The organism is Cobetia sp. PS-4MA (assembly GCF_057670765.1).
In genome coordinates, this window is sequence record NZ_CM173107.1 from 2713325 (window position 1) to 2739052 (window position 25728).

Below are 25728 nucleotides of genomic sequence, written 5' to 3' on the forward strand. Positions count from 1 at the left end.
GGCTGAAATTCGTTACTGTCAGACCTGTTCTTCCTTCAGGCGTTCCATGAATTCTGAAACTTTCATGGTGCCGAGGTCTTCACCGGAACGGGTTCTGACAGCTACTGCATCAGCTTCCACTTCCTTGTCGCCGACGACGATGAGGTAAGGAACCTTCTGCAGAGTATGCTCACGGATTTTAAAGCCGATCTTCTCGTTCCTCAAGTCTGCTTTGACACGGATGTCATGTTTCTCGAGGCGAGAGACCAGATCCTTGGCATATTCTGCCTGGGAATCCGTGATGTTCATCACGACAATCTGCTCCGGGGCGAGCCAGAAAGGCATCGCGCCAGCGTGGTGCTCGATCAGTATGCCGAGGAAGCGCTCGAAGGAGCCGAGAATCGCACGGTGCAACATGACCGGAGTGCGACGCTCACCGCTTTCATCGACAAACTGGGCACTGAGACGCTCAGGCAGATTGAAGTCGAGCTGTAGCGTACCACATTGCCAGACACGATTCAGGCAATCTCGCAGGGAGAATTCAATCTTTGGTCCATAGAAGGCGCCTTCGCCCGGCTGAAGCTCCCACGGCAGGCCGGTCGCATCCAGTGCCGCCTGCAGGCCAGCCTCGGCCTTGTCCCAGGCTTCCGGCTCACCGATGAACGACTCGGGGCGTGTCGAGAGCTTGAGCTCGACATCCTCGAAGCCGAACTGACGATAGACTTCCAGCGTCAGTCGGATGAAGTCTTCCGCCTCGGACTGCACCTGATCATCGGTACAGAAGATGTGAGCATCGTCCTGAGTGAAACCACGCACACGCATCAGGCCATGCAGAGAGCCTGAAGGCTCGTTGCGATGACAGGAGCCGAACTCGGCCAGACGCAGCGGCAGGTCGCGGTAGCTCTTGAGCCCCTGATTGAAGACCTGGACGTGGCACGGGCAGTTCATAGGCTTGACGGCGTACTCACGCTTCTCGGACTCGGTGGTGAACATCAGCTCGTTGTAATGCCCCCAGTGCCCGGACTTCTTCCAGAGCGAAAGATCGACGACCTGAGGCGTCTTGATCTCCTGGTAGCCGTTGGCTCGCTGGATCCGGCGCATGTACTGCTCGAGCACCTGATACATGGTCCAGCCATTCGGGTGCCAGAACACCATGCCCGGTGCCTCTTCCTGCATGTGGAAAAGATCCAGCTTCTTGGCCAGCTTGCGGTGGTCGCGCTTCTCGGCTTCCTCGAGACGCTTGAGGTAGGCCTTGAGCTGCTTCTTGTCCGGCCAGGCGGTGCCATAGATACGCGTCAGCATCGGCTTGGTGGAATCACCACGCCAGTAGGCACCTGCAAGCTTGAGCAGCTGGAAATGCTTCAGGTGACGCGTGTTCGGCACGTGCGGGCCACGGCACATGTCGGTGTATTCTTCATGGTGATACAGGCGGATGGTATCGCCCTCACCGATGCCTTCGATGATTTCCTGCTTGTACGGCTCTTCACGCTTCTCGAAAGCGGCCATGGCCTCGTCACGCGAGACGTACTCGCGGACCACGTCGTACTCGCTGTCGATCAGCTGCTTCATGCGCTTCTCGATGGACTCGAGGTCTTCCGGCGTCACGGAGCGACCGAAATCGATGTCGTAATAGAAACCGTCATCGATGACCGGACCGATGGCCATCTTGGCATCCGGATAGAGCTGCTTGACGGCATGACCGATCAAGTGGGCGCAGGAGTGACGGATCACGTCCAGGCCTTCGGCATCACGGGCCGTGAGAATGGCGACGTCAGCATCTTCGGTGATCATGTCGGCGGCATCGACTTCGACGCCGTTGATCTTGCCGGCGACACACGCCTTGGCAAGGCCGGGACCGATGGATTCGGCCAGCTGCATCACGGAAATCGGAGTATCGAAGGTACGCTGGCTGCCGTCAGGCAGGGTAACGATAGGCATGAAGGAATCCTTGCATTCAGTGGTGGCCCTTACCAAGGGTCACGTGAAGCGAATTTAGCCGAGCGCCCGGGGCGTCGGCTCGATGGGGTGGTACGGATCATGGACGGAACGGTTGCCGTCCCCGGCCTACGATGCCAGGGGAAGCTGCCGTGATGGGGCAGAGCGCTGACGCGCCGGCCACACATCACGGACGCACGGACCGATGGCCCATGATCGAGACAAGACCTTAGCAGCCCACTCAAATAGCGTAAAGACACACCCATGAGCTGGTACATGATCCTGAAGGGGGGAAACGCAGACGGGGCGCCCGAAGGCGCCCCGTCTGATTCAGCTTACCGCGATGGGCTTACTTGACTTCAGCAAGCTCGACGCGACGGTTTTCAGCACGACCTGCAGCGGTGTCGTTGCTGGCAACCGGCTGCTCTTCACCGTAACCCATGGTTTCCATGCGGTTGGAACCGACACCTTCAGAGGCCAGGTACGCCTTGACGGAATCAGCACGCTTCTGGGAGAGCTGCTTGTTGTAGGAGTCAGAACCCACGGAATCAGTGTGACCTTCGATACGGACACGAACGTTCTCGTTGGACACCAGCTTGGCAGCCACACCGTTCAGCACTTGCTCAGCGCCGGAGGTCAGCTTGGCGGAGTCGAACTCGAAGTTCACGTCGCGCAGCACGAGGTCAGCGACACAGCCCAGGGCGTTGACCTTGGCACCTGCCGGAGTGTTCGGGCACTGGTCCTGGTAGTCCGGCACGCCGTCACCATCGGAATCCAGCGGGCAGCCTTTCGCGTCAACAGTGACGCCGGCCGGGGTACCCGGGCACTGGTCCTTGTAGTCAGCAACGCCGTCACCGTCGGTGTCCAGCGGGCAGCCTTTCGCATCGACTGCGACGCCTGCCGGAGTACCCGGGCATTCGTCACGATCGTTCGGCACGCCATCGCCGTCGTCGTCCATGGACTTCGGAGCGTCGTCAGCACACAGCAGTGCACCGGCAGTCGCGCCGCCCACGGCACCCAGAGAAGCGCCAGTGTCTTCGTCGCTGTCGCCAGAGACGCCGTAACCAATCCCCCCACCGATCAGGCCACCGGCCAGACCGCAGACGAACGGCTGGCTGTACCACGGCTTCTCAGCGGATGAGGACTGGGAAGCAGAGCTTGCACAGCCAGACAGGCCAACAACCAATGCAGACCCCAGAACCAGGCCAGTCGTAGATCTTTTCATGTAAGACTCCTTCTTTACACAGCGCTATTTGTAACGGGGTGTTACGCAGCGGCTCCGAGTATAAGAGCCGAACTCGTTACGGTGAAAGGAATTTTATATACCTCATCCCTTTAGAAGAAAGCACATCTGAGTGCGTCCTTCCAGCTCTGATCGGGTCTGTTTCCCTTGAAAACGGTACCGATCCTCATGCATACGTTGAAGGAAAACAGTGTTTTTTGCAACGTCGAAAAACTTTGACACTACCTGTATCATTTAAGAGACGCTGTAAAAGTCACGATTCATGCACCGTTCAGGTGGTGACGCACCAGTCCCTCGAAGAGCGCGACACCCGGCAAGATCAGGTCATCCGGGAAATCATAGCGGGGATGATGGAGTCCCGGGAGCGCTTCACCGGCCCCCAGCGTGAACATGGCGGCATGGCATTCTCGCCCCAGCACTCCGAAATCTTCCGACCAGCGATGTGCCTGATCCAGCTCATGACAGGGCTGCCCCACCTGCGCCGCCACGCGACGAATCACCGCGTTCGCCTCAGCCGAATTCCAGGTCGCCTCAAAGGCATCGCACCAGTCCACCTCGATGCCGAGATGGTCCTCTTCCGCCTCACTGCGAGCCAATGAGACCGCCGCCTCGGCGAGGGCCTTCATCATGTCGTTGCTTTCCGTGCGCAGGGTCGCCATCACCTCGGCATCCCCCGGCGCGGTGCCGAAGGCAACCTCCCCAAGCCGCGCGTGCACCAGAGTGACCATGGCAAGCCCCGTCTCGTCCGCGAACTGCAGCGGCAGACGAGAGAGTCCCTGCATGATGCGACACATGGCCATGGCGGGACTGCGCCCATTTTCGGGATGGGCTGCGTGGGCGCACAGTCCGGAAAGCCGCACGATCATGCCCCGCGAGGCACAGGTGAAGGCGTCATCACGGACGCTGACCTCTCCCAGCGGCCGCCCCGGCAGATTGTGGCAGGCATAGAGGAAATCCGGCTTGATGGTCTCGAAGGCCTTGGTGCGTACCACCGCACGCGCACCCTCTCCCGTCTCCTCGGCGGGCTGGAACAGCAATACCACCTCACCCCTGGCTACCGGGCGCCTGGCCAGGCGCTGCGCCACTCCCAGCAGCCACGTCATGTGCCCATCGTGACCACAGAGATGGCCGACATGCTGGTGACAGGATGACCAGTCTCCCCGTGGCACCTCATCGATGGGCAACGCATCGAGCTCACAGCGCAACATGACCCGCGGGCCGGGCGCGGCGCCGCGGAAGATGGCCGCCAGACCATGCCCCCCCAATCCCGTGACCACCTCGGCGCCTGCCTCTTCCATCCAGCCGGCGATCAGGGCCGAGGTAGCTTCCTCCTGCCCGGACAGCTCCGGTGCCCGATGCAGCGCATGACGCAGCTCGATCAGTTCAGTTCCCAGCAGCGGGAGCGTATTGTTCATGCCAGCCTCTCAATGGCCCGATACCACCCGAATTCACACGATGCCTTGCGGCTCGTGACCCGCGGGTCCGAAGCGAATGCTCTCCCCGCCCGCGGAATCTGTCAACATAGTTGGCACATGAAGTGGTTCTGGCTTTTTAAAACCCTATTGCCTGCGGTATCGGATCCCGCTCCGGATTCAAATGCACTATCTCCGGCAGGTCGAGTTTTCGGATGTCACCTGACCATCGCTCCGGGTGACGCTGCTTCGCGGCCTCGAAGACCTCTCGGCGCTGCGTCAGAATGCCTTTGGCCTCGCCGTCATGACGCTGGCTCGGCGTGACGTAGCGAAGGGCGCTGTGCCGGTGCTCATGGTTGTACCACTCGGTAAATTGCTGAACCCAGTCCTGAGCCTCGGCCAGGGTGGCGAACCCGTCGACGGGGAAGCCCGGCCGGTACTTCAGCGTCTTGAAGGCCGACTCGGCGAAGGCATTGTCGTTGCTGACTCGCGGTCGGCTGTACGAGGGAGTGATGCCCAGGTCATAGAGCTTTTCCAGGAAGGTCGCTGCCTTCATCGGGCTGCCGTTATCTGAATGCAGAATCAAGGGTTTATGACGATCTGTCAGGCGCTCTCGCCAGCAGGTTTTCTGAATCAACTCAGCGGCCAGCTCGCCAGTCTCTGTTTCATAAATCTCGTGCCCGACGATCTTGCGGCTGAAGACGTCCATTATCAGGTACAGATACCACCAAGTGCCGCGCGCGGGACCGGGCAGCCACGAAATGTCCCAGCACCAAAGCTGGTTCGGCGCCGTCGCCTGGTGAGTGGTCGGTGGGCGCTTACGCTGAGGGGCCTGCTGTCGGCCCCGGTGATGTTGCTGATCATATTCATGAAGCACTCGGTATATCGTCGACTCAGAGGCCAGATAGCGGCCCTTGTCAGCCTGATCGGCCACGATGAAGGCCGGAGGGCGGCTTCGGTACTCTGGAGCGTTGCACAACGCCACGATCGCTTTTCGCTCCTCGGGAGATAGCTTGTTGGCCGGTTCCGGGCGATCGGCGTCGGGGCGGCGGTCCGCCGTCACTTCGCCTTCTGCGACCCAGCGGTAGTAGGTCCGCACGTTGATGCCCATCACCTGACAGGCCTTGGCCAGCCGAGCCCCGTCACGCTGGGCGTCTTGCACCAGGGTCACGATGCGCTGGCGATCCGGGAGGCTGGTCAGTCGTCCTCGTCGTGGGTCGTGCCCCAGATCGCCTCGGCTTTTTTTGACAGGGTCAACAGGGCCGCCGTCTCGGCGAGGGCCTTGTCCTTGCGGTGCAGCTCGCGCTCCAACTTACGGAGCCGCTTTTGCTCCGCCTTGCGAGCCTGGCGTTGTTGCTTGGCCTGCGCTGCCACGTCGTCGTTGGCGTTCATGCAGGCATCCCGCCAGGCTTACACCTGCTCGGGGTAGAGCCCACGCTCGCGGCAATAGGCGCTGAGTTCGGCCTCGTTCATCGGGGCCGTCTCCAGGACGATCTGGAACTTCTCCTGGCTGGTCCACTGGTCGGGCTGGGTGGAACGTGATGGCAAAACTTGTCCTCGCTCTCTGGCCTGTTTCCGCCAATTGTAGAGGGTTGTTGCAGTGATGCCTTCCTGTTTGGCCAATTCCGGGATGGCCATGCTCATAGGCGGCGCCATCTTCTTGAGGATGGCTTCCTTACGCTCTGTGGAATAACGCACGTTGATCACCTCTCAATCCGTTTAGGTGACAACTACGCTGGCAGATAGGGCCCGTGCGCAGCACCCGATGCCGCTATAGCGCCTGACCCAGATCCGTCGGCGCCACGGGCCGTTCACGTCCCAGGTACTCGCGATACCACACCGGCATGCTTTCCAGCACGCATTGCGCTGCCTGCTGAAGAGGCTTGGCCATCTCTTCCTCGACGGCGATGCGCTCCTTGTCCTCTGCCAGCCGCTCACGCGGGCTCAGTGCCTTGCGTGCCGAGTGGGTATGCAGGTGGGACACTCGCCCGTGCAGGGTGCCAAAGGCCCCCAGGACGTCATCCTCTGCCAGCGAGGTATCCAGTATCTCGATCAACACCTTGCAGCGCAGCCCCCCTTCCACGAGGTCCACCTGGCCGGCCTGCATGGCACGGGCAATCGCTTCAAGACTCTCCAGGCAATTGGCGCGTGCACGCGTCAACTCCTCTGCACGCAACGCCTCGCGCTTCCTCACCTCACGGCGCAACTTGAGCGCATACGCCGTCAGACCGGCGATGATGATGAGTGCAATGACGATCAGAATGATGCTGGTACTCAGGGACATGCGATTCTCCTGCCGAAATCAAGTGACGAGTATAGGGACTGCGGACGGGACACCCAAGGCGGCGCGATGCCCCAGGGACCCCCGCGCGATGCCTGACAGAAAAAAAGCCCCGTATCCAGCGGGATACAGGGCTTTCTGATCAGCAGGTGATTCGCTCAGCGTCCCGCCATCAATGCCTCGAAACTGGCCTTGAGCTTGAGGTTCTGGGCCTGATGGGAGTAGCCCGTGGCAAGTGCGGCCAGGGTTCTGCTCAGCGCATCGGAGTCGCTCTCCAGCAGATGGGTACAGCGCTCGGCCCACTGCGTCGGGCTGGATTGCGCGGCCATCACCAACGAGGGGTGATCGTCGAGCAACTCGGCCGAGCCGACACGCGCATTGAGCAGTACCGGCGTACCACAGGCCATGGCTTCCAGCGCGACACGTCCGAATTCCTCGATATGTGCCGGCAGAACGAACAGGTCCAGCGCACCATAGAGCGTTTCGACCTCGGCGATGGTCGAACGCCAGATCATGCGCTCAGCCACGCCGGCCACCTGTGCCTGCTGCTGGTAGGGCGCGGCATCATCCTTGCCCACCACCAGAAAGCGATAGCGTCCGGGGCTGGCCTGCTCCATCAGCGCGGCCATGGCGACGAATCCGGCCACATTGCGCTTGGTGAAGTTCCCTGAGGTCACCAGCCCGATCAACTGCTCTTCCCCACTGACGCCAAGCGCCTCACGCTGGGCTTCACGGCCGGCACGTGCACGCTCGGGCGTGAACTGCACCGGGTCATAGCCCGGGTAGCTGATCTCGATCTTGTCCGGAGAGATCGCGTAGCGCTCGACGAGATCATCGCCCATCATGCGCGAATTGACCGCCACCTGACGGAACTTGCCACCGTTGAGCACGTGATCATGGATCGCGGCCACTTCATGATTCTCAGGCAGATCACGGCCATGGATGCACTGTGACGCCAGATGCACGCAGTTGTGCAGATAGACGGTATCCGGGCTCTCGCAATCCCCATGGCTGACCAGCAGGTCCGGCGTGTGGCGACGGGCCCATACCTGAACCCGACGATTGAACCAGAAGCGCCGATAGGCCCCCTTGAACGGCCAGCGCCACAGACGCACCAGCTCCGCGCCATGCTCCCGCGCCAGCTCAGGCTTGCCACGTTCGGCGAGAATCACCACGCGATACCCCAGCGCGGTCAGGGCGTCCGCCTGCTCGAAGGCGTTGCGACTGGCACCGGTGCTCTTCTCGACCTGACGAATGGCAATCGCGGCCAGCTTTTCTGACCTCGCGAGACCCGCGCTCACGAGGCCTCCGGAGCTTGATGCATGGAATCACCACGGCCGACCGCGTAATACATCAGGCCGGCAGACTTCATGGCGGACGGCTCGAAGAGGTTGCGGCCATCCACCACCACCGGGAAGGCCAGCTGCTGCTTCAACCACTCGCCATCCAGCGTGCGGAATTCCTTCCACTCGGTGCAGATCACCAGCGCATCCGCGCCCTTGACCGCCTGGATGCGATCCGCGACCAGCACCAGGTCATCGCGCTCACCGTAGATACGACGGCATTCCTTCATCGCTTCCGGGTCATAGGCCTGCACCTTGGCACCCGCCGCCCACAGCGCTTCCATCAGCGTGCGGCTCGGCGCATCGCGCATGTCATCGGTGTTCGGCTTGAAGGCCAGCCCCCAGACGGCGATGGTCTTGCCGGCGAGATCCCCATCGAAGGCGCGTGACAGCTTCTCGAACAGCGTGACCTTCTGGCGCTTGTTAACGGATTCCACTGCGGTGAGCAGCTCGGCCTCATAGCCTACCTGACTGGCGGTACGTGCCAGTGCCTGGACATCCTTCGGGAAGCAGGAGCCACCGTAGCCACAGCCCGGGTAGATGAAGTGGTAGCCGATGCGCGGATCACTGCCGATCCCGCGACGCACTTCCTCGATATCCGCCCCGAGACGCTCGGCCAGATTGGAGATCTCGTTCATGAAGCTGATCTTGGTGGCCAACATCGCGTTGGCGGCGTACTTGGTCAGCTCGGCGGCGCGCACATCCATGAACATCAGCTTTTCATGGTTGCGATTGTAGGGGGCGTAGCATTCGCGCATGCGCTCGCGCACCGCCTCGGAATCGGTGCCGACCACGATGCGGGCCCCACGCGTGAAGTCCTCCAGCGCCGCGCCCTCCTTGAGGAATTCCGGGTTGGAGCAGACATCGAACGCAACGCTCACGCCGCGGTGCTTGAGCACTTCAGCCACGCGGGCGTGCACGCGGTCTGCCGTGCCCACCGGCACGGTGGACTTGTCGATGATGACCTTGTAGTCATCCATGTGCTCACCGATGGTGCCCGCCACGGCCAGCACGTACTTGAGATCGGCACTGCCGTCTTCATCCGGCGGCGTGCCCACGGCGATGAACTGCAGCACGCCGTGCGCGACGGCCTCGCGGGCGTCGGTGGTGAAGTTGAGACGTCCCGCCTCCACGTTGCGCGTCACCATGCTCTCGAGTCCCGGCTCGAAGATGGGGATCTCACCCTGCTTGAGGCGCTCGATCTTGGCGGCGTCCACGTCCATGCAGATCACGTCATGGCCAACATCCGCCAGACAGGTGCCGGTGACCAGACCTACGTAACCTGTTCCGAAGACAGTGATTTTCATGTCAGTCCTTGGGTGTCTCTGAGGGTAGTGAAGGGGGTGACAGGGTGATCGGCGCGGAGGTTTCCCTCGCCGTCACGCCAGAAGATTGTGCACGAGCGGATGACGCGCCATCCGAAGCGCTGTCGAGCAAGCCATCCGGACTTTCCAGCAGACGCGTCGTGGCCTCCACGGCCTCTTCCAGTTCTTCGGCACCGGGGGCCAGCGGCCGGGCAAGAAAGTCCGACGGCAGATCCTCGAAGAAGTTCAGACGCCCCAGTTGATCCAGCACCGGATGGCGCTCGCGCGGCTGATAGCAGGCCGACCAGGGTGACAGACATGGCTTGTCCCCCGAGAAGTGGATTCCCATCCAGTCACTGGCCAGATAGGGAAGATCAAAACTGGCGAACGGCTGACGGGCATGCTCGCGCAGATGCACCATCTCACGCTCGGGATTGGGACCACGCCCCGCCTGCCACAGCCACAGGGGAATGCGATAAGGCGCCTGGCTGGGGCGATCACCGCCATGCACGTAAGCATCGCTGAGCGGATCATGCTCAAGACCATGATCGGAAAGGTAGAGCACGCCGGCATGGCGACCCTCGAGACGTTGGAAGACGCCCTCCAGCACCTGGTCCGTGAAGCGGATACTGTCGTCATAGGCATCGGTCAGCGGCGAGGTACTGTCCGGTGTCAGGAAGTAACGCAGCGAGTCGGGGTACTGCAGGCTGGCCGGCGGATGGCTGCCGTACAGATGCAGCACGATCAGTCGCGGCCCCTTGACCTTGCGCGCCAGTGCCTCATCGAGTGCATCCAGCAGTCCGTCGTCGTACTCCGTCATGATGGTTCTGGCGACGTCGGCACGCTGGGCGATGGCGGTGATCCAGGTGCGCTCGGAGGTGATATCGAGCCCCTGACGCGACAGCCACTCCGTATGCATGCCGGCCTGATTGGCCAGTGAAATCAGGTTGGCATCCAGATAGCGCGGCGAGAAGGTGCGCGGGTCCATCAGACTGGAAAGCATCGGCACCGCCAGCACCGTCTGCGGCGCCGGCGCGATGGCCTGGTCAAAGACCACCAGCTGATCACGACGGGCGTCGAGATTGGGCGTGGTCGGGCGCGAATACCCGTAGAGCGACAGCTGATCACGCCGCTGGGACTCACCGATCACCAGCACGAAGACCGCATCATCCGGCACTTCAGGGCTGAGCGTGACCTTGCCGAAATCGTAGTCATCCGCCATCAGTGCCTTGAAACGCTCCTTTTCCCACCAGGCATGTGAGGTGGTGGCCAGGTTCCAGCCCGGCGATACCGACAGCGTGGTGATGGCCAGCGGCACGCTGGCACGCCCCCACTGCCAGCTACCTGCCAGCAGCATCAGCATCCAGAGCACGAAGGCGATTCCGCTGCGCCCCCCCAGCCGGGCGCGAGCCAACCCCGCCCCATGGCGATTGGCCAATGACAGGGCCAGCAGGAAGAACCCCAGCGGCACGATGAGTGCCAGCGGGAACTTGAACAGCATCGCCATCGACTCGCTGCGACTGGTATCCAGCGAACTCAGCGCGAAGGCCAGGCCATAGCGCGAATCGTAATAGACGGCGCTGACCACACTGGCCGAGAGATTGACGCCCAGTGCGGCCATCAGACCAAGTGCCGGCCAGCGCCAGCGTGGGCGATGGGCTGCCGCCAGCAGACACGGCCACAGCAGCAGGTTGCCGATAAGGATCAGACCGCCCTCGAGCAGCCCGTGGTAGATCAATGGCACCAGACTGGCCAGCGATGACAGCAGCACGGCGCTGATCAGCCCACCGGCGACACCGCCATCGGTGCGTCTGGCAAAGAGAGCACGCCCCGCGCGGCGCAGCATGCCTTCGCCACCACCGGCCCCGGGCCGCTCATTGTCATGGGTTTCACGCATCATGAGTCATCTCGCTCAGGCGCAAGCGTCAGCACTCCAGCACCTGGCGCCAGCGGCCGTCAGACTGGCCACAGGCAATGAAGAAAGGATTTCTGAGGGTGTCACGCGCGTTGTAACGCAGGACATCCGGCTGACCATCGGTCAGGCTCTGCGCATCGAAGACACACCCGCCCGCCGCTTCCAGCACGGCCTGCGCCGCGGCGGTGTCCCACTCGCAGGTCGGGGCATAGCGCGGGTAGAGATCCGCGTCGCCTTCCGCGATACGACAGAATTTCAGCGAACTGCCGCAGCTGACGGTCTCGACCGGCGTCAGACGCTCGATCAGCGCCGCCGTCTGCGCATCGAGATGCGACTTGCTGGCCACGACTCTCAACACCTCGGGCTCCGGGCTGACGCGAATGGCCGTTCGTCCATTGGCATCCTCGCGAAACGCGCCCACGCCATCAAGCCCGCTCCAGGTCGCCCTGAGCACCGGCGCATCCACCACGCCCAGCACGCTGCGCGTCCCCTGGATCAAGGCGACATTGACGGTGTATTCGCCACTGCCGTTGACGAACTCGCGGGTGCCATCCAGCGGGTCCACCAGCCAGAAGGTCTGCCAGTCACGGCGCGCCACGATATCCGCCTTGTCGCTTTCCTCGGAGAGCACCGGAATCTGCGGCGTCAGGCGGGCCAGCCCCTCCACCAGCACACGGTGTGCCGCAAGATCCGCGGCCGTCACCGGACTGTCATCGGCCTTGGCGCGTGTCTCGAGATCGCCGCCCTGCGCAACGGCGAGTATCGCCTGCCCCGCTTCACGGCAGAGCGTCTCGATGGCCGTCAGAAGTTCAAGATCAGGGGTGACATCAGACTGATTCATGGAAGTCTCGCAGATAATTCAAGGGAGTCAGCACGCGGCTTTCAGCTCGGGGCCATCATACGCAAAAGCGGCCGCGGATTCTGCCCACGGCCGCTTCCAGGAAGCCATTGATGACGGGGTGCGAGCTTACTCGCACGCCCATCTCAATCGGTGCTGCTATGCCTGCTTCAGTTGCTGCGATAGCCATTGGGGTTGCGTGACTGCCAACGCCAGCTGTCAGCCATCATGCGATCCAGCCCCAGCTCCGCCTTCCACTTCAATTCCTTGAAGGCCTTGTCCGGCTCCGCCCAGCATTCGGCGATATCACCGGAACGCCGCGGCGCGATGCGATAAGGCACCGGGCGACCGCTGGCCTTCTCGAAGGCCTTGACCATGTCCAGCACGCTATAGCCAGTGCCGGTGCCCAGGTTGTAGGTGTGGACGCCATCACGCGCTTCACCGGCCAGATAGTCCAGCGCCTTGAGGTGGCCATCGGCCAGGTCGACGACGTGGATGTAGTCACGCACCCCGGTGCCATCCGGCGTCGGATAGTCATCGCCGAACACGGCCAGCTCTTCAAGGCGACCCACCGCCACCTGGCTGATATAGGGCACCAGGTTGTTAGGGATGCCGTTGGGGTCCTCACCGATGGTACCGGACTCGTGGGCACCCACCGGATTGAAATAGCGCAGCAGCGCGATGCGCCAGCTGTCATCCGCCACGGACAGGTCACGCAGCACTTCCTCGACCATCAGCTTGGAGCGGCCGTAGGGGTTGGTCGCGGACGTCGGGAAGTCTTCACGGATCGGCGTGGACGCCGGATCGCCATACACGGTGGCGGAGGAAGAGAACACGATACGCTTGACGCCGGCCCGCGCCATGGCATCACACAGCACCAGGGTGCCATTGACGTTGTTGTCGTAGTAGGCCAGCGGCTTGGCGACGCTCTCGCCCACCGCCTTGAGCCCGGCGAAGTGGACCACGGCCTCGATATCATGACGCTCGAACAGGCTGTCGAGCAGCGCGCCGTTGCGGATATCCCCTTCGACGAACGGCACTTCGCGTCCGGCAAGCGTCGCCACACGCGCGAGGGAGGCTTCGCTGGCATTGGACAGGTTGTCCAGCACCAGCACCTGATGGCCGGCCTCCATGAGCGCCAATACCGTATGAGACCCGATGTAGCCTGCACCACCCGTGACCAGAATCATCCATCATCTTCCTTGTGAAAGTAACGCGACAGTGGGCCGCGCAGTTGACCTGCGCCGGCCCCGTTCATGGCTGCTAACCCTACCTTCCAGCCCTTGCGCTCACAAGTCCACAGCCAACGACAGCGTCTGTCGCCAGACAGCAACCTGACCCGTGCAGGATGGCGTCACGCAAGGCCTCGCACGCGACCTGAGCGCCTCGGATCGAGCGTCGCGCTTGCGCGGCGTCAAGGTTTCACCCACGGGAGTTTCGAAACAGGCAATGAAGGCTATTGAGCCGTGGCGCAATGCTGAGACAATGGCGCCGCCTGCCGGCCCGAAAGCCCCACCTGACCGACTCTCGGCGGCGATCGACCGACGCAGGCAGCATGACACGACGTGCATGACCTCCCGTTCAGGAACGAATGCATGCCGTGCAGTGAACAACGCCAACACGACAACGTGCCATCACCTACCATGACCCATACCAACAACACGATGACCAACATGATGAGGAAGCCTGTCGCCAGCGGGCTTCTCTGGAGTCGACATGCCTGAGCAACCTACCGATCACGTCGTTGATCAATCCTCCACGCCGCCACAAGCGCCACTTGCGGCGCGTATCGGTCTGATACTCGGTCCGCTCCTGCTGCTGCTGACCTGGCTGACCCCTGCCCCGGGCGACATGCCGGACACCGCCTGGCTCTGCGTGGGCCTGGCGCTGTTGATGGCGACCTGGTGGGCCACCGAAGCATTGCCGATACCGGTGACATCGCTGTTGCCCATCGTGCTGGTGCCCGCACTTGGCATCGACGACATCAAGAGCACCACGGCAGCCTATGCCAATCCGACCATCTACCTGTTCCTCGGTGGCTTCCTGCTCGGGATCGCCATGCAGCGCTGGGACCTGCATCGCCGCGTGGCCCTGCATACGCTGAAGCTTGCCGGCCATTCACCCCGCCGTCAGATCGCCGGTTTCATGATCGCCACCGGCTTCATCAGCATGTGGGTATCCAATACCGCGACCAGCATCATGATGCTGCCCATCGGCATGTCAGTGGTCAGCCTGATGTCCAGTGGCCGGGATGAGCGCGACAGCGACGACCCGGAGCTGAAGCGCTACGCCGCCGCCCTGCTGCTGGCCATCGCCTACTCCGCCAGCCTTGGCGGTATCGCGACACTGATCGGTACGCCGCCGAATGCCCTGCTGGCGGGTTACCTGTCCAGTGACCAGGGCATCGAGATCGGCTTCGCCCAGTGGATGGTCGTCGGCCTGCCGGTGGCCATCGCGATGTGCACCATCACCTGGTGGTGGTTGACGCGCACGCCCTTCTCCTTCGCATCCGAGACTTCGGACAGTGGCGAGATGATAAAGCGTGAGCTCAAGGCACTGGGTGTCATGAGCAGCGCCGAGAAACGTGTCGGCATCGCCTTCCTGGTAGCCGCCCTGCTGTGGATGTTCCGCCCGCTGATCAATCAGAGCGGCCTTGAGTGGCTGTCGGATACCGGCATCGCCATGGCCATCGGCGTCGGGCTGTTCGCGATTCCCTCCGGCACCTCACGCGGTCGTCGCCTGCTGGTGTGGGAAGACGCGCGTGACCTGCCCTGGGGCGTATTGCTGCTGTTCGGGGGGGGACTGGCACTGGCGGGCGTCATCAAGAGCTCGGGTCTGGCGGAGTGGATCGCCGGACAGCTCTCGATGTTCAGCGTGCTGCCGCTCATCGGGCTCGTGGGCATCGTGGTACTGGTGATCATCTTCCTGACCGAGGTCACGTCCAATACCGCGACGGCAGCCGCCTTCCTGCCCCTGCTGGGCGCGCTTGCGCTGTCGCTGGACATCGACCCGCTGCTGATCACCGTGCCGGCGGCCATCGCGGCCAGCTGCGCCTTCATGATGCCGGTGGCCACGCCACCCAACGCCATCGTGTTCGCCACCGGGCACCTCAAGATCCAGACCATGATGCGCGCCGGCTTCTTCCTGAACCTGGCAGGCACCGTGGTGGTCACGCTGCTGGCCTATGGCCTGATCGTGGCACTGTGGAGCTGATTCCCTGACAGCGTGACGTGACCCATCACTCGCGCCGCAAGGGGGATTCCCCGAAACGACAACGCCGGACTCCCATGGAGTCCGGCGTTGTCGTTCATGCCAGGCAGATTCTGCGACATCTCATCATGACACCTGCTGTCATGTTCAGAAGAAGCCGAGGAAGCCCTTGATGATCAGCGAGTTGGCGATATCGATCAGGAAGCCACCCACCACCGGCACGATGATGAAGGCCAGACGCGACGGCCCGTGGTGCTGCGTGACCGCCTGCATGTTGGCGATCGCCGTCGGCGTGGCGCCCATGCCGAAGCCACAGTTACCCGCGACCAGTACCGCAGCGTCGTAGTTCTTGCCCATCAGGCGGAAAGTGACCTGGGTGGTGTAGAGGAACACCAGCGCGACCTGTGCCAGCAGAATGGCCAGAATCGGCAGTGCCAGATTGGCCAGATCCCAGAGCTTGAGCGTCATCAGTGCCAGTGCCAGGAAGATGGACAGACTGATGTTGCCCAGCACATCCACGGCATGGGTATTGAGGTGCTTGTCGCCGAAGGCGCGCACCACGTTGCCGATGACGATACAGCTGAACAGCACCCACACGAAGGTCGGCAGCGAGAAGGCCGTATCCGCCGTGAGTGCCTGCAGCTGCTGACCGCTGACGACCCCGAGCAGCAACATGAAGAGCGTTTTCAGAGCATTGGCGGTATTCAGCGGGTGCTGGACTTCCGTCTCGTCATACTCGGAATCGCTGACCTGGGCATTGATGTCCTGCCCTTCACGCTTCATGCGATTGATCAGGAAACGTGCCGTCGGCCCACCGATCAGCGACCCGAACACCAGCCCGAAGGTGGCACAGGCCATCGCGACTTCCATCGCGCCATTGATGCCATATTCGTCGGCGAAGACGTTGGCCCAGGCAGCCCCTGTACCGTGACCACCGGACATGGTGATGGAACCGCCGAGCAGCCCCAGTACCGGGTCGAGGCCAAACAGGCTGGCAACACCGACACCCAGCAGGTTCTGCAGGATGAGCAGGCCGATGACCAGCACGAGGAACAGGATCAGCTTGCTGCCGCCGGCACGAATCATGCGGACGTCCGCCGACAGGCCGACCGAGCCGAAGAACAGCAACATGAAGGGGGTCTGGAGACCGGCGAAGAACTGGAACTCGTAGCCCAGGCCACGCAGGCCGGTGACGATGAGGGTGGCGATGAGACCGCCGACCACAGGTTCGGGGATGTTGAACTCGCGCAGCACGCGTACGCGCTCGACAATCAGATGACCGACGACGAGGACAAGCGCCGCCAGCAGCAGGGTAGTGATAGCATCAAGTTGAATCATGCGATACCGATGAGTAGTTGTGGGTTGTTCTAGCGGACCTCCTGAACGAGAGGTGCACCGGCGAATCCCGACCGACGAGGGGATGGGGACACATCCATTGTCTCGTCACTCAGGGGGGTTGCCCTTGCACCGCTTGGAATTGTTGTGCTCTCGAATCCGTTGTACCACCAGATCGTTATCATTTACGCGGATGCAGCGATGATACGCAGGGATGGCACCGGTGCAAGTCCGGATATTGACTCGTCAGACAACTTCCGACAAAAGTCTATATCCGCTCGCCATGCCAAGGCCGGGGTTATCAGCTACTGACATTGCGCTCATCCCTTGCCATGACTGGGCTGGGGAGTGATCGGCCTTGAGAAACGACGAAGCCCTCGCCGCAAGGGGCGAGGGCTTCGTGGACCGTCACTGCAAGCAGGATTTCCGCCTTTCGTGGACGCTCGTGTCGCTCATTGCCGTCAGACGGCGACGGGACCCGCCTCTTCGGCACGTTCCGCTTCACTGCGTGCACTGCTTTCCAGGCCGCGATTGACCGCCGACAGCACCGCCTTGAGTGACGCGCTCACGGTGTCACCATCCTCGGCCATGCCGCAGACGCGCTTACCATCGAGATTGAGCATCACGAAGGCCACCGCCACGGCGTCACTGCCTTCCCCGAGCGCATGCTCGCCGTAGTCCACCACGCTGACGGTGGCACCGGTGTGACGCTGCCAGGCATCCATGAAGGCGGAGATGGCACCGTTGCCTTCACCGGCCAGGGCAATCTGCTCACCCTTCTCGTCAATCAGTGTCGCGGTGAGCTGCTCGGCCCCCTCACGATCCAGTCGATAGCCCTTGAGACTCAGCGGTGCCTCGCGCTTGAAGCTGGCATCGAGAATCGCGCGGATCTGGTTGCTGGACAGCTCACCACTGACCTGCTCGCTGGCCTTCTGCACGTGCGGGGCGAGCTCGAGGCTCATCCAGCGCGGCAGGCTGATGCCGTGATCGCGTTCGAGCAGGAAGGCCATGCCGCCCTTGCCGGACTGGCTGTTGACGCGAATCACCGCCTGGAAGTCGCGACCCAGATCCTGCGGGTCGATGGGCAGATAGGCGACCTGCCACGGCTCGTCCGCCTGCTGCTTCTTGAGGCACTTGCGAATCGCGTCCTGATGGCTGCCGGAGAAGGCGGTGTAGACCAGCTCCCCGACCCACGGGTGGCGCGGATGCACCGGCAGGTTGGTGCACTCGGTGTAGACCTGGATGATCTCGTCCGGGTTGGAGAGATCCAGCTCCGGGTCGATCCCCTGGCTGTAGAGATTCATCGCCAGGGTGATCAGGTCCATGTTGCCGGTACGCTCACCATTGCCCAGCAAGGTCCCTTCGATGCGGTCCGCCCCGGCCAGCAGGCCGAGCTCGGCAGCGGCAGCGGCACCGCCCCGGTCATTGTGGGTATGCAGCGAGATGATCGCGCAGTCACGACGGCTCAAGTGCTTGATGAAGTACTCGACCTGATCCGCGAAGTGATTGGGCGGGCCCACTTCCACCGTGGCCGGCAGGTTGAGGATGCAGCGATTGTCCGGTGTCGGCTGCCAGACATCCATCACCGCTTCACAGACCTCGACGGCGTAATCCATCTCGGTGGAAGTGAAGCTCTCCGGCGAGTACTGGAACACCCAGTGGGTGTCCGGGTAACGCGCAGCGTAGTCCTTGACCAGCTGCGCACCTTCGACGGCGATGGCCTTGATGCCCTCACGATCCATCTCGAACACCCGCTCGCGCTGAACGGTGGAGGTGGAGTTGTAGACGTGCACCACGGCATCGCGCGCCCCGACCAGTGACTCGAAGGTACGGGCGATCAAGTGCTCACGCGCCTGCACCAGCACCTGGATGCTGACACCCTCCGGCACCTGGTCTTCCTCGATCAACCAGCGCACGAAGTCGAAATCGAGCTGACTGGCGGACGGGAAACCGACTTCGATCTCCTTGAGGCCGATCTTGACCAGCAGCTTCCACATCAGCTTCTTCTGCTCGACCGTCATCGGCTCAAGCAGCGCCTGGTTGCCATCGCGCAGGTCGACACTGGCCCATAGCGGCGCCTGGGTCACGGTACGCGACGGCCATTGGCGGTCGGTCAGCGCGACAGGCGTGACGGGGCGATATTTGGTGTGGTCGAAGGCAGCACTTGGCGTGGATGCAGCAGTCATGGTCGTGTCCTTGGCGTGGTGGGCGTGGAAAGCAACGTTCGACATCCGGAGGCGGATTCGATGGCACCTTTCCCGCTCAACAGTGTCCCAATCGGGGCGCCTGAGTAAATGTGAGATGACGAGGGCATCAAGGCCCTCGCATCCGAAAGCTTGCCGCCAGCGCGACAGGCAAGCAAGTCGGAGGTAGAGAACATGGCCGCTACCTGCGACAGGACGTGGCTCCGGATCACGGTTGCCAGCGCGGAAGGAGAGATCGCGGGATCACCGTCGAATGCCTCTCAGCGGCCTCGCATCGATCAGAAGCGAGCCGGGTTCCGCAGGAAGCGGGCTGGACAGGGTGGCCAGTCCACCTGCTCGCACGACCCTGATGGTCGAACATCTGAATCGCTGAACAGTGATTACAGTATATGCTTCATATCGGGGCGCATGATTGCGAAAAACCCACTAAACCGCCATCTTGAAAGCATTTTATTTCATAATTCACACCTTCACCGCCAATGGATTGCGAAAAATGAGCCAGAACATTTCTCTCCCGACACTGGACCGCTTCGATCGACGGATTCTTGACGAACTCCAGCAGTCGGGACGCATCAGCAATCAGGAGCTCGCCGAGCGCATTGGCCTGTCACCGTCACCTTGCCTGCGCCGGGTACGTGCCCTGGAAGAAAGCGGCATGATCACGGGGTATCGGGCACAGGTCGATGCCCGCAAGCTGGGCCTGAGCCTGATGGCGCTGCTGCATATCTCGATGGACCGCCATACCCCGGAGCGCTTCGCCAACTTCGAGGAAACCATCGCGGCGCTGCCCCAGGTGATGGAGTGCCTGCTGATCACCGGTCAGGAAGCCGACTACCAGCTCAAGGTGGTCGTCAATGACATGGATGACTATCACGACCTGCTGCTCAAGCAGATCACCCGTATCGAGGGCGTCACCGGCGTGCATTCAAGCTTCGTGCTGCGTCAGGTGATCGACCATCAGCGCGTGCCGACGATGTGATGACGCCATGAAGGCCAGTTGACCAAACGACGACGCCCCGCCGAATCTCGGCGGGGCGTCGTCGTTTCAAGGCGGAAGGTTCATCAGGCGGAAGGTTCAGGCTGACGGCCACGCTAGCCGGTCACTCCGGCAGGCCAGCTCTGGTGAGCGCCCGCTGCTCGCGATGAAGCTCACCGCTCGCCCTCCAGCACCCCGCGACGGATCTGGTCTTCCTCGATGGATTCGAACAGCGCCTTGAAATTGCCTTCACCGAAACCGTCATTGCCCTTGCGCTGGATGATCTCGAAGAAGATCGGCCCGATCACCGTCTCGGTGAAGATCTGCAACAGGATTCCTTCACCCGGTGCGCCATCCACCAGCAGGCTCAAGGCCTTGAGATCCTCGACGTTCTCTTCATGGTTGGGCACCCGTGCATCGACCTTTTCATAATAGGGTTCGGGTGTGGTCAGGAACTTGACGCCATTGGCTCTGAGCGCCTTGACGGTGGCATAGATGTCATCCGTCGCCATCGCCAGATGCTGGATGCCTTCCCCGTTGTAATCCCGGATGAATTCCGCGATCTGGGAGTTGTCGTCGGCGGACTCGTTGATGGGAATGTGCATCTTGCCGCAGGGCGCTGTCATGGCTCGCGAGAAGAGCCCGGTCATCTTGCCCTCGATATCGAAATAACGGATCTCGCGGAAGTTGGCGATACGGGCATAGAAGTCCGCCCACACATCCATCTGGCCGCGTCCGACATTGTGCGTCAGATGATCCAGCGTATGCAGGCCGACGCTGTTGGCATTCTCCACCGCCCCCTCGATGGCGACGAAGTCGGTGTCGTAGATCGAGCGTTCCCGGTGATGATCCACGAAATACAGCACCGAGCCGCCAATCCCCTCCACCGCCGGGATACCGACCTCTCCCGAGCCGACAGGGTGCTGGACACTGCGTGCGCCGTGCGCCAGCGCGTAGCGATGCGCCTGCTCGGCATCTGCCACGCGCCAGGCCATCGCACAGGCACTCGGGCCATGAATCGCCGCGAAGCGTGCCGCGGGGCTGTTCGGCTCGGCGTTGAGCACCACATTGATGCCATGCTGCTGGAACAGGAACACCTGCTTGGAGCGATGGCGACGGGTCTCGGTAAATCCGAGCTGATTGAACAACTTGCGCAGGGCATCGATGCCGGCGGCATCCGGGGCCGTGAACTCGACGAACTCGAAGCCGTCCGTGCCGATGGGATTGTGCTGTTCGATACGCGCCGGTGCGTTCATGAGGTACTCCTGAGTCAGGCTGCCGACAAGGCAGGCAAGGTAGAGAAAGGCGGGCGACATCCTTCATGACAGGCGAACGCGCCGCACATCACCTGTGATGTCCCGATTCCGTTATCGGGAATCTATGCCTTGCCTGCCGCCCTGCCCATGCACCTTGCGCCCTCATTGGTGCCGTATCCTGCCTCCCCCCACGCCAGACATGTAACGAAACTCTGCCATAGTGCTGACGGCCATCTCGACACTGCTCACCCGGGGCGCTCTCACTGCCGCGAGCGCCTGACACTGCGTCATGCTTTCTTTACACCTATCGGCGCGTCGCGCCTGCGACTGCCACATGCCCGTCTTGCGTTGGCCACTAGAGCCAGGCGCCACTGCCCAGCTGCCAGGCGACGGCCAGCAGAATGGCCGCGATGAAGGCTTCGATGACCTGCCAGGCACGCGGACTGGTCAGGCGGGGTGCCAGCCAGCCAGCACAGGCCACCAGCCCGAAGAACCAGACCATCGAGGCCAGGCTGGCTCCGGCGATGAAGCCCGCCGGCGAGCTCTGTTGTGCCCCGATGGCACCCAGCATCACCAGGGTATCCAGATAGACCTGCGGATTGAGCAAGGTCACCGCCAGAGTCGCCATCAGCACCTTGCCAAGGCTCGCCTTGAGCGCCGTACTCGCCGTGAGCTGCCCACCACTGCGCATGCGCCCCAGCGCCTTGACGGCTTGCCAGAGCAGGAAGGCGACACCTCCCCAACGCGCGATGCTCATCAACATGGGGGATTGCTGCATCAAGGCCCCCAGCCCCAAGACCCCCGCCACGATCAGCAGCCAATCACACAGCGCACAGAGCCCCGCGACCCACCATTGATGTTCGCGCTTGAGCCCCTGACCCAGCACGAAGGCATTCTGGGCACCGATGGCGATGATCAGCCCGGCCCCGACACCTGCTCCATTGAACACTGACCACCACATGACACTGCCCTTCCCTTGCATGATTCTCGGATTCAGCGCATTGCGCCCCTGTCTGTCTTCGGCGCGCTTCCGGACTTCCCGGCGCTGCAGCCGCAGGCAGAGTACGCTAGGATGAATACATCATGGAAATTGATTCAGGGAATGGCTCATAAGGATTTCTGATGCTGGACTACAAACTGCTGGAGGCGCTGGCCGCCGTCATCGACCAGGCAGGTTTCGAGCGCGGGGCACGCGCGCTGGGCCTGACACAATCAGCGGTCTCGCAGCGCATCAAGCTGCTGGAGGCCCGTCTGGGTCAGCCGGTACTGGTGCGCACGCCACGCCTGGGGCCGACTCCGCTGGGGCGGCGTCTGCTCAATCATGTGCAGCAGGTGCGCCTGCTGGAGCATGACCTGCTGGATCAGATTCCCGCTCTCGGTGACAGCGAGCAGCGCCTGCGCATCGCCATCAATGCCGACTCGCTGGCCACCTGGTGGCCACAGGTCACCGGTGCCTTCTGTCAGACGCACGAGCTGCTGCTGGACATGCTGGTGGAAGATCAGGAGGTCGCCCTCAAGCGCATGCGTGATGGCGAGGTGGCGGGCTGCATCTGCTCGACCCCACGCCCGGTCCAGGGGGCACGCTCACATCCGCTGGGCAGCATGCGGTATCGCGCATTGGCCAGCCCGGATTTCGTGCGCCGCCACATCGCCGGAGAGGATGGCGTCATCCCGTCACGTCTGCCTGCCGAGAAACTGCGCAGCATGCCCGCCATCGTCTATGGCCGGGATGACCGTCTGCAGCATCGGCTGCTGGCCGAGATGGGCTTCGACGAGCCTTTCCCGCATCACCTCTGTCCCTCCTCAGAAGGCTTCGTTCACCTGGCCTTGAGTGGCATGGGCTATGGGATGATTCCCGAGCAGCAGGCGCGCCACCTGCTGGACAGCGGTGAACTGGTCGATATCGCGCCGGACCACGCGCTGGACATCCCGCTCTACTGGCATCACTGGCGCCATGGCGGCAGCACCCTCGAACAGCTCACGGATCACCTGCTGCGCCACTGCAGCGCCATGCTGCTGCCCATACCGGAGCAGCAACCGCCACGCCCGGGGACCCTGTGATCCTGTAAGCTTATGACCCTGTCCGCATCACGCCAGCCCCTCGCACTCAGCTCGTCTGCTGCTCACGCACCAGCTGAGCGAGAAAGCGATCACAGGCCGCCAGCTGGCGGATGTCGATGTACTCGTTGGCCTGATGGGCCACGCTGATGGAGCCGGGCCCGCAGACCACCGTCGGCCAGCCTTCGCGCTGGAACTGGCCCGCTTCGGTGGCATAGGTCACCGCCTGGCTGGCACGCGCCTCCCCCAGCAGACGCTGACAGAGATGGATTGCCGGATCACGTTCGCCCTGCCCCAGCGCCGGCACCGTCTCCACCGTGCGCTCACTGTGGATCGCCACCTCGGGCGCCCGCTCGCGATAGGGCACGAGCAGACGCTCCGCGTAGGCATCGATCTCCGCCAGCATCGCCTCGACATCCTCGCCCGGCAGATGGCGCAACTCCCAATCGAAGATGCACTGCCCTGCGGTGATGTTGACGGCCGTGCCGCCTTCGATGCGCCCGACATGCAGGCTGGCATGCGGCACCTCGAAACGCTCGTCGAGATGCCCACAATCGATGCGCGCCTGCATGCGGTCCTCGATGAAGGTGACCATGCGTGCCGCCAGATGAATCGCGCTGACCCCCAGATTGACCTGACTGGAATGCGACGGCTTGCCGGTCACCGTGGTGCGGATGACCGTGATGCCCTTGTGGGCATCGACGACGCTCATCAGGGTCGGCTCCCCCACCAGCACCGCCGCCGGGCGCGGCAGGCGATCACGCAGACGCGCGATCATCCGCGGCGCGCCGAGACAGCCGATTTCTTCATCATACGAGAAAGCGAAAATCACAGGCCTTTCAAGCTTGCCATCACGCGCTGCACTCACCAGCGCCGGCACCGCCGCCATGCAGCAGGCGATGAAGCCCTTCATGTCGGATGAGCCCCGCCCATACAGGCGGCCATCGGCCTCGCGCAGCGTGAAGGGATCACTGTCCCAGGCCTGCCCCTCCACCGGCACCACATCGGTATGCCCGGACAGCACCACACCGCCCTCCACGACAGGGCCGATCACCGCGAGCAGATTGGCCTTGTCACCGCCATCATCATGAATGATCTCGGCGCTGACACCGGCCACTTCCAGAGCATCACGCAGGCAATGGATCAACGCCAGATTCGAGTCACGTGACACGGTCGCGAAATGGATCAGATGCGCCAGCCATTCACGGCTGTTCGGCCAATCGGAGAAGTCGGCGTGCTGAGGCATCAGGCTGGCGGTATCGACGGCGCTGGTGGCGGAAGCGTGCATGGGGGCATTCCTGTTCGGGGACATCTGAGCGGAGAGCACCATGCGCAACGCGCTGGCCTCATGTGCTCACCGGTATAGCGCAGCGCACCTTTGACAACAAGCGCCAGGCCACGACAGAAACCGGGCCAGGAGTGCCGCGATCAGCCACAGGCCGCAAGCGCCTTGCGACGCGGGGGAAAGAGCACCAGCGCGATCCCGAACAGGAAGATGCTGCACGAGAGCCACTGTGCCAGCGACAACTGCTCATCAAAGATGGCGTAACCACTGAGCAACGCGAACACCGAGACCAGCAAGGTCATGGGGGCCAGTTGACTCATCGGATACTTGAGCAGCATCCGGTTCCAGACCCAGTAACCAAAGAGGGTCGTCGGATAGGCCTGGAACAGCACCGAGACCCAGGCATCCATCCCCCACTGTTGATAGGTGGCACTCAGCCCCCCCCAGCCATTCATCGCGACGCTCAGCGCCATCAGCGGTAGCGGTGCAAACAGCATGCCCCAGAGGTTGAAGGCGAAAGGTGCGCGCGTGCCGGAGCTGCGCAGAATCACGCCAGCCAGGGGCCAGCAGATCGCCGCCAGCAGGATGAAGGCAAGTCCCGCCAGGGTCACGTTGCCGTTGGTGGTGAAGACGGAGACCACCAGCCCCACCAGCGAGACCAGAATGCCTGCCGCCATGCGCGGCGAGATGATCTCCCGGTAGAGCAGCACGCCGACCAGCACCGTGGTCAGCACATCGGTCTGCAACAGGACCGCCGCCATGCCAGAGGACAGTCCGAAGGTGATCGAGCATGAGGCCATGCCCCAGATACCGGTACCGAACACCAGCCCGTAGGCCATCAGGTAGCGCCACGGCACCTGCGGCTTGCGGATGAAGAAGATGAGCGGAAAGGTGGCACACGCGAAGCGCGCCGCGGCGATCAGCAAGGGATCCATGTCACTGACCCCCAGCTTGATCATCGAGAAGTTGAAGCCCCAGATTGCCATCACGCTGGTGATGAGCAATAGATCGCGTCCCTGCATGGCGTGTCTCCTGATCGAGATTCCCTTGACGACGGGCAATGACCGCCGCTGTCCGTGACCGTGGAACATCACGGTGATGACGTGCGGCATACGAGGGCCAGTCTCGCTTGCCGCACCAAGGCCGTACAGATA

Annotated in this window: 18 protein-coding genes and 1 pseudogene; 3 read left to right on the forward strand and 16 right to left on the reverse strand. The window is 62.5% G+C overall.

The genetic code is table 11. From position 1 onward, the window contains the following. Nucleotides 1-18 precede the first annotated feature (18 nt). The 10 genes and pseudogenes from thrS to galE all read right to left on the reverse strand — a co-directional run bounded on the left by thrS (nucleotide 19) and on the right by galE (nucleotide 13440). Entirely contained in the window at nucleotides 19-1917 is a 1899-nt protein-coding gene (gene thrS / locus AC26AR_RS11555) for a threonine--tRNA ligase (RefSeq protein ID WP_084208127.1), read from the reverse strand. 346 nt (nucleotides 1918-2263) lie between these two features. Beyond that, nucleotides 2264-3139 (reverse strand): OmpA family protein, encoded by an 876-nt coding sequence (locus AC26AR_RS11560; protein ID WP_065392602.1) that lies wholly within the window; start codon nucleotides 3137-3139, stop codon nucleotides 2264-2266. A gap of 278 nt (nucleotides 3140-3417) precedes the next feature. Further along, a complete protein-coding gene (locus AC26AR_RS11565) occupies nucleotides 3418-4572 on the reverse strand; it encodes an amidohydrolase (RefSeq protein ID WP_191237488.1) in 1155 nt (384 codons plus the stop codon). 136 nt (nucleotides 4573-4708) lie between these two features. After that, nucleotides 4709-6225, reverse strand: a pseudogene (locus AC26AR_RS11570) (IS3 family transposase). A 115-nt stretch (nucleotides 6226-6340) separates the two neighbouring features. Next, nucleotides 6341-6853, reverse strand: a complete 513-nt coding sequence (locus AC26AR_RS11575; RefSeq protein ID WP_077374644.1) for a DUF2489 domain-containing protein — start codon at nucleotides 6851-6853, stop codon at nucleotides 6341-6343. A gap of 155 nt (nucleotides 6854-7008) precedes the next feature. Continuing rightward, nucleotides 7009-8151, reverse strand: coding sequence for a glycosyltransferase family 4 protein (locus AC26AR_RS11580; RefSeq protein ID WP_488107073.1), 1143 nt, complete (start codon nucleotides 8149-8151; stop codon nucleotides 7009-7011). Continuing rightward, nucleotides 8148-9500 carry a UDP-glucose dehydrogenase family protein gene (locus AC26AR_RS11585; RefSeq protein WP_488107074.1) on the reverse strand — a complete coding sequence of 451 codons (1353 nt, stop codon included), beginning with the start codon at nucleotides 9498-9500 and terminating at the stop codon, nucleotides 8148-8150. The genes AC26AR_RS11580 and AC26AR_RS11585 overlap by 4 nt, the downstream gene beginning before the upstream one ends. A 1-nt stretch (nucleotide 9501) precedes the next feature. After that, nucleotides 9502-11397 carry a phosphoethanolamine transferase gene (locus AC26AR_RS11590; RefSeq protein ID WP_488107075.1) on the reverse strand — a complete coding sequence of 632 codons (1896 nt, stop codon included), beginning with the start codon at nucleotides 11395-11397 and terminating at the stop codon, nucleotides 9502-9504. Nucleotides 11398-11422: 25 nt separating this feature from the next. Beyond that, entirely contained in the window at nucleotides 11423-12253 is an 831-nt protein-coding gene (gene cysQ, locus AC26AR_RS11595; protein ID WP_077374657.1) for a 3'(2'),5'-bisphosphate nucleotidase CysQ, read from the reverse strand. Between the two features lie 167 nt (nucleotides 12254-12420). Next, complete coding sequence (galE, locus tag AC26AR_RS11600) at nucleotides 12421-13440, reverse strand: UDP-glucose 4-epimerase GalE (RefSeq protein ID WP_077374660.1); 1020 nt, start codon at nucleotides 13438-13440, stop codon at nucleotides 12421-12423. A 526-nt stretch (nucleotides 13441-13966) separates the two neighbouring features. On the opposite strand from galE, the gene AC26AR_RS11605 reads away from it, so the two are divergent. Continuing rightward, a complete protein-coding gene (locus AC26AR_RS11605) occupies nucleotides 13967-15463 on the forward strand; it encodes an SLC13 family permease (RefSeq protein WP_077374662.1) in 1497 nt (498 codons plus the stop codon). Between the two features lie 144 nt (nucleotides 15464-15607). Here the strand turns inward: AC26AR_RS11605 and gltS are convergent, their stop codons facing one another. After that, entirely contained in the window at nucleotides 15608-16798 is a 1191-nt protein-coding gene (gltS, locus tag AC26AR_RS11610) for a sodium/glutamate symporter (protein ID WP_077374665.1), read from the reverse strand. A 458-nt stretch (nucleotides 16799-17256) separates the two neighbouring features. Beyond that, the gene (gene leuA / locus AC26AR_RS11615; RefSeq protein WP_077374668.1) at nucleotides 17257-18981 is read right to left on the reverse strand and encodes a 2-isopropylmalate synthase; all 1725 of its coding nucleotides are present in this window, start codon (nucleotides 18979-18981) and stop codon (nucleotides 17257-17259) included. A gap of 511 nt (nucleotides 18982-19492) precedes the next feature. On the opposite strand from leuA, the gene AC26AR_RS11620 reads away from it, so the two are divergent. Continuing rightward, nucleotides 19493-19978, forward strand: coding sequence for an Lrp/AsnC family transcriptional regulator (locus tag AC26AR_RS11620; RefSeq protein ID WP_077374671.1), 486 nt, complete (start codon nucleotides 19493-19495; stop codon nucleotides 19976-19978). Nucleotides 19979-20148: 170 nt separating this feature from the next. Here AC26AR_RS11620 and hppD read toward each other — a convergent pair whose 3' ends face one another. Together hppD and AC26AR_RS11630 are read right to left on the reverse strand one after the other, a co-directional pair. Next, nucleotides 20149-21231, reverse strand: coding sequence for a 4-hydroxyphenylpyruvate dioxygenase (gene hppD, locus AC26AR_RS11625; protein ID WP_488107076.1), 1083 nt, complete (start codon nucleotides 21229-21231; stop codon nucleotides 20149-20151). A 355-nt stretch (nucleotides 21232-21586) separates the two neighbouring features. Then, entirely contained in the window at nucleotides 21587-22192 is a 606-nt protein-coding gene (locus AC26AR_RS11630) for a LysE/ArgO family amino acid transporter (protein WP_077374677.1), read from the reverse strand. A 161-nt stretch (nucleotides 22193-22353) separates the two neighbouring features. Between AC26AR_RS11630 and AC26AR_RS11635 the strand changes: the two genes are divergently transcribed. Beyond that, nucleotides 22354-23292 (forward strand): LysR family transcriptional regulator ArgP, encoded by a 939-nt coding sequence (locus tag AC26AR_RS11635; protein ID WP_077374680.1) that lies wholly within the window; start codon nucleotides 22354-22356, stop codon nucleotides 23290-23292. Between the two features lie 46 nt (nucleotides 23293-23338). On the opposite strand, the gene argE is transcribed toward AC26AR_RS11635, so the two are convergent. Beyond that, complete coding sequence (gene argE, locus AC26AR_RS11640) at nucleotides 23339-24577, reverse strand: acetylornithine deacetylase (RefSeq protein ID WP_341542526.1); 1239 nt, start codon at nucleotides 24575-24577, stop codon at nucleotides 23339-23341. Nucleotides 24578-24717: 140 nt separating this feature from the next. Further along, entirely contained in the window at nucleotides 24718-25596 is an 879-nt protein-coding gene (locus AC26AR_RS11645; RefSeq protein ID WP_488107077.1) for an EamA family transporter, read from the reverse strand. Nucleotides 25597-25728 lie beyond the last annotated feature (132 nt).

Bases quoted from the DNA above. Each gene is read 5' to 3' on its own strand.
- AC26AR_RS11560 (WP_065392602.1), bottom strand. From the start codon at position 3,139: ATGAAAAGATCTACGACTGGCCTGGTTCTGGGGTCTGCATTGGTTGTT.
- cysQ (WP_077374657.1), bottom strand. From the start codon at position 12,253: ATGAATCAGTCTGATGTCACCCCTGATCTTGAACTTCTGACGGCCATC.
- AC26AR_RS11605 (WP_077374662.1), top strand. From the start codon at position 13,967: ATGCCTGAGCAACCTACCGATCACGTCGTTGATCAATCCTCCACGCCG.
- argE (WP_341542526.1), bottom strand. From the start codon at position 24,577: ATGCACGCTTCCGCCACCAGCGCCGTCGATACCGCCAGCCTGATGCCT.
- AC26AR_RS11575 (WP_077374644.1), bottom strand. From the start codon at position 6,853: ATGTCCCTGAGTACCAGCATCATTCTGATCGTCATTGCACTCATCATC.
- AC26AR_RS11635 (WP_077374680.1), top strand. From the start codon at position 22,354: ATGCTGGACTACAAACTGCTGGAGGCGCTGGCCGCCGTCATCGACCAG.
- AC26AR_RS11590 (WP_488107075.1), bottom strand. From the start codon at position 11,397: ATGATGCGTGAAACCCATGACAATGAGCGGCCCGGGGCCGGTGGTGGC.
- leuA (WP_077374668.1), bottom strand. From the start codon at position 18,981: ATGACTGCTGCATCCACGCCAAGTGCTGCCTTCGACCACACCAAATAT.
- AC26AR_RS11630 (WP_077374677.1), bottom strand. From the start codon at position 22,192: ATGTGGTGGTCAGTGTTCAATGGAGCAGGTGTCGGGGCCGGGCTGATC.
- AC26AR_RS11585 (WP_488107074.1), bottom strand. From the start codon at position 9,500: ATGAAAATCACTGTCTTCGGAACAGGTTACGTAGGTCTGGTCACCGGC.
- AC26AR_RS11620 (WP_077374671.1), top strand. From the start codon at position 19,493: ATGAGCCAGAACATTTCTCTCCCGACACTGGACCGCTTCGATCGACGG.
- thrS (WP_084208127.1), bottom strand. From the start codon at position 1,917: ATGCCTATCGTTACCCTGCCTGACGGCAGCCAGCGTACCTTCGATACT.
- hppD (WP_488107076.1), bottom strand. From the start codon at position 21,231: ATGAACGCACCGGCGCGTATCGAACAGCACAATCCCATCGGCACGGAC.
- AC26AR_RS11565 (WP_191237488.1), bottom strand. From the start codon at position 4,572: ATGAACAATACGCTCCCGCTGCTGGGAACTGAACTGATCGAGCTGCGT.
- gltS (WP_077374665.1), bottom strand. From the start codon at position 16,798: ATGATTCAACTTGATGCTATCACTACCCTGCTGCTGGCGGCGCTTGTC.
- galE (WP_077374660.1), bottom strand. From the start codon at position 13,440: ATGATTCTGGTCACGGGTGGTGCAGGCTACATCGGGTCTCATACGGTA.
- AC26AR_RS11645 (WP_488107077.1), bottom strand. From the start codon at position 25,596: ATGCAGGGACGCGATCTATTGCTCATCACCAGCGTGATGGCAATCTGG.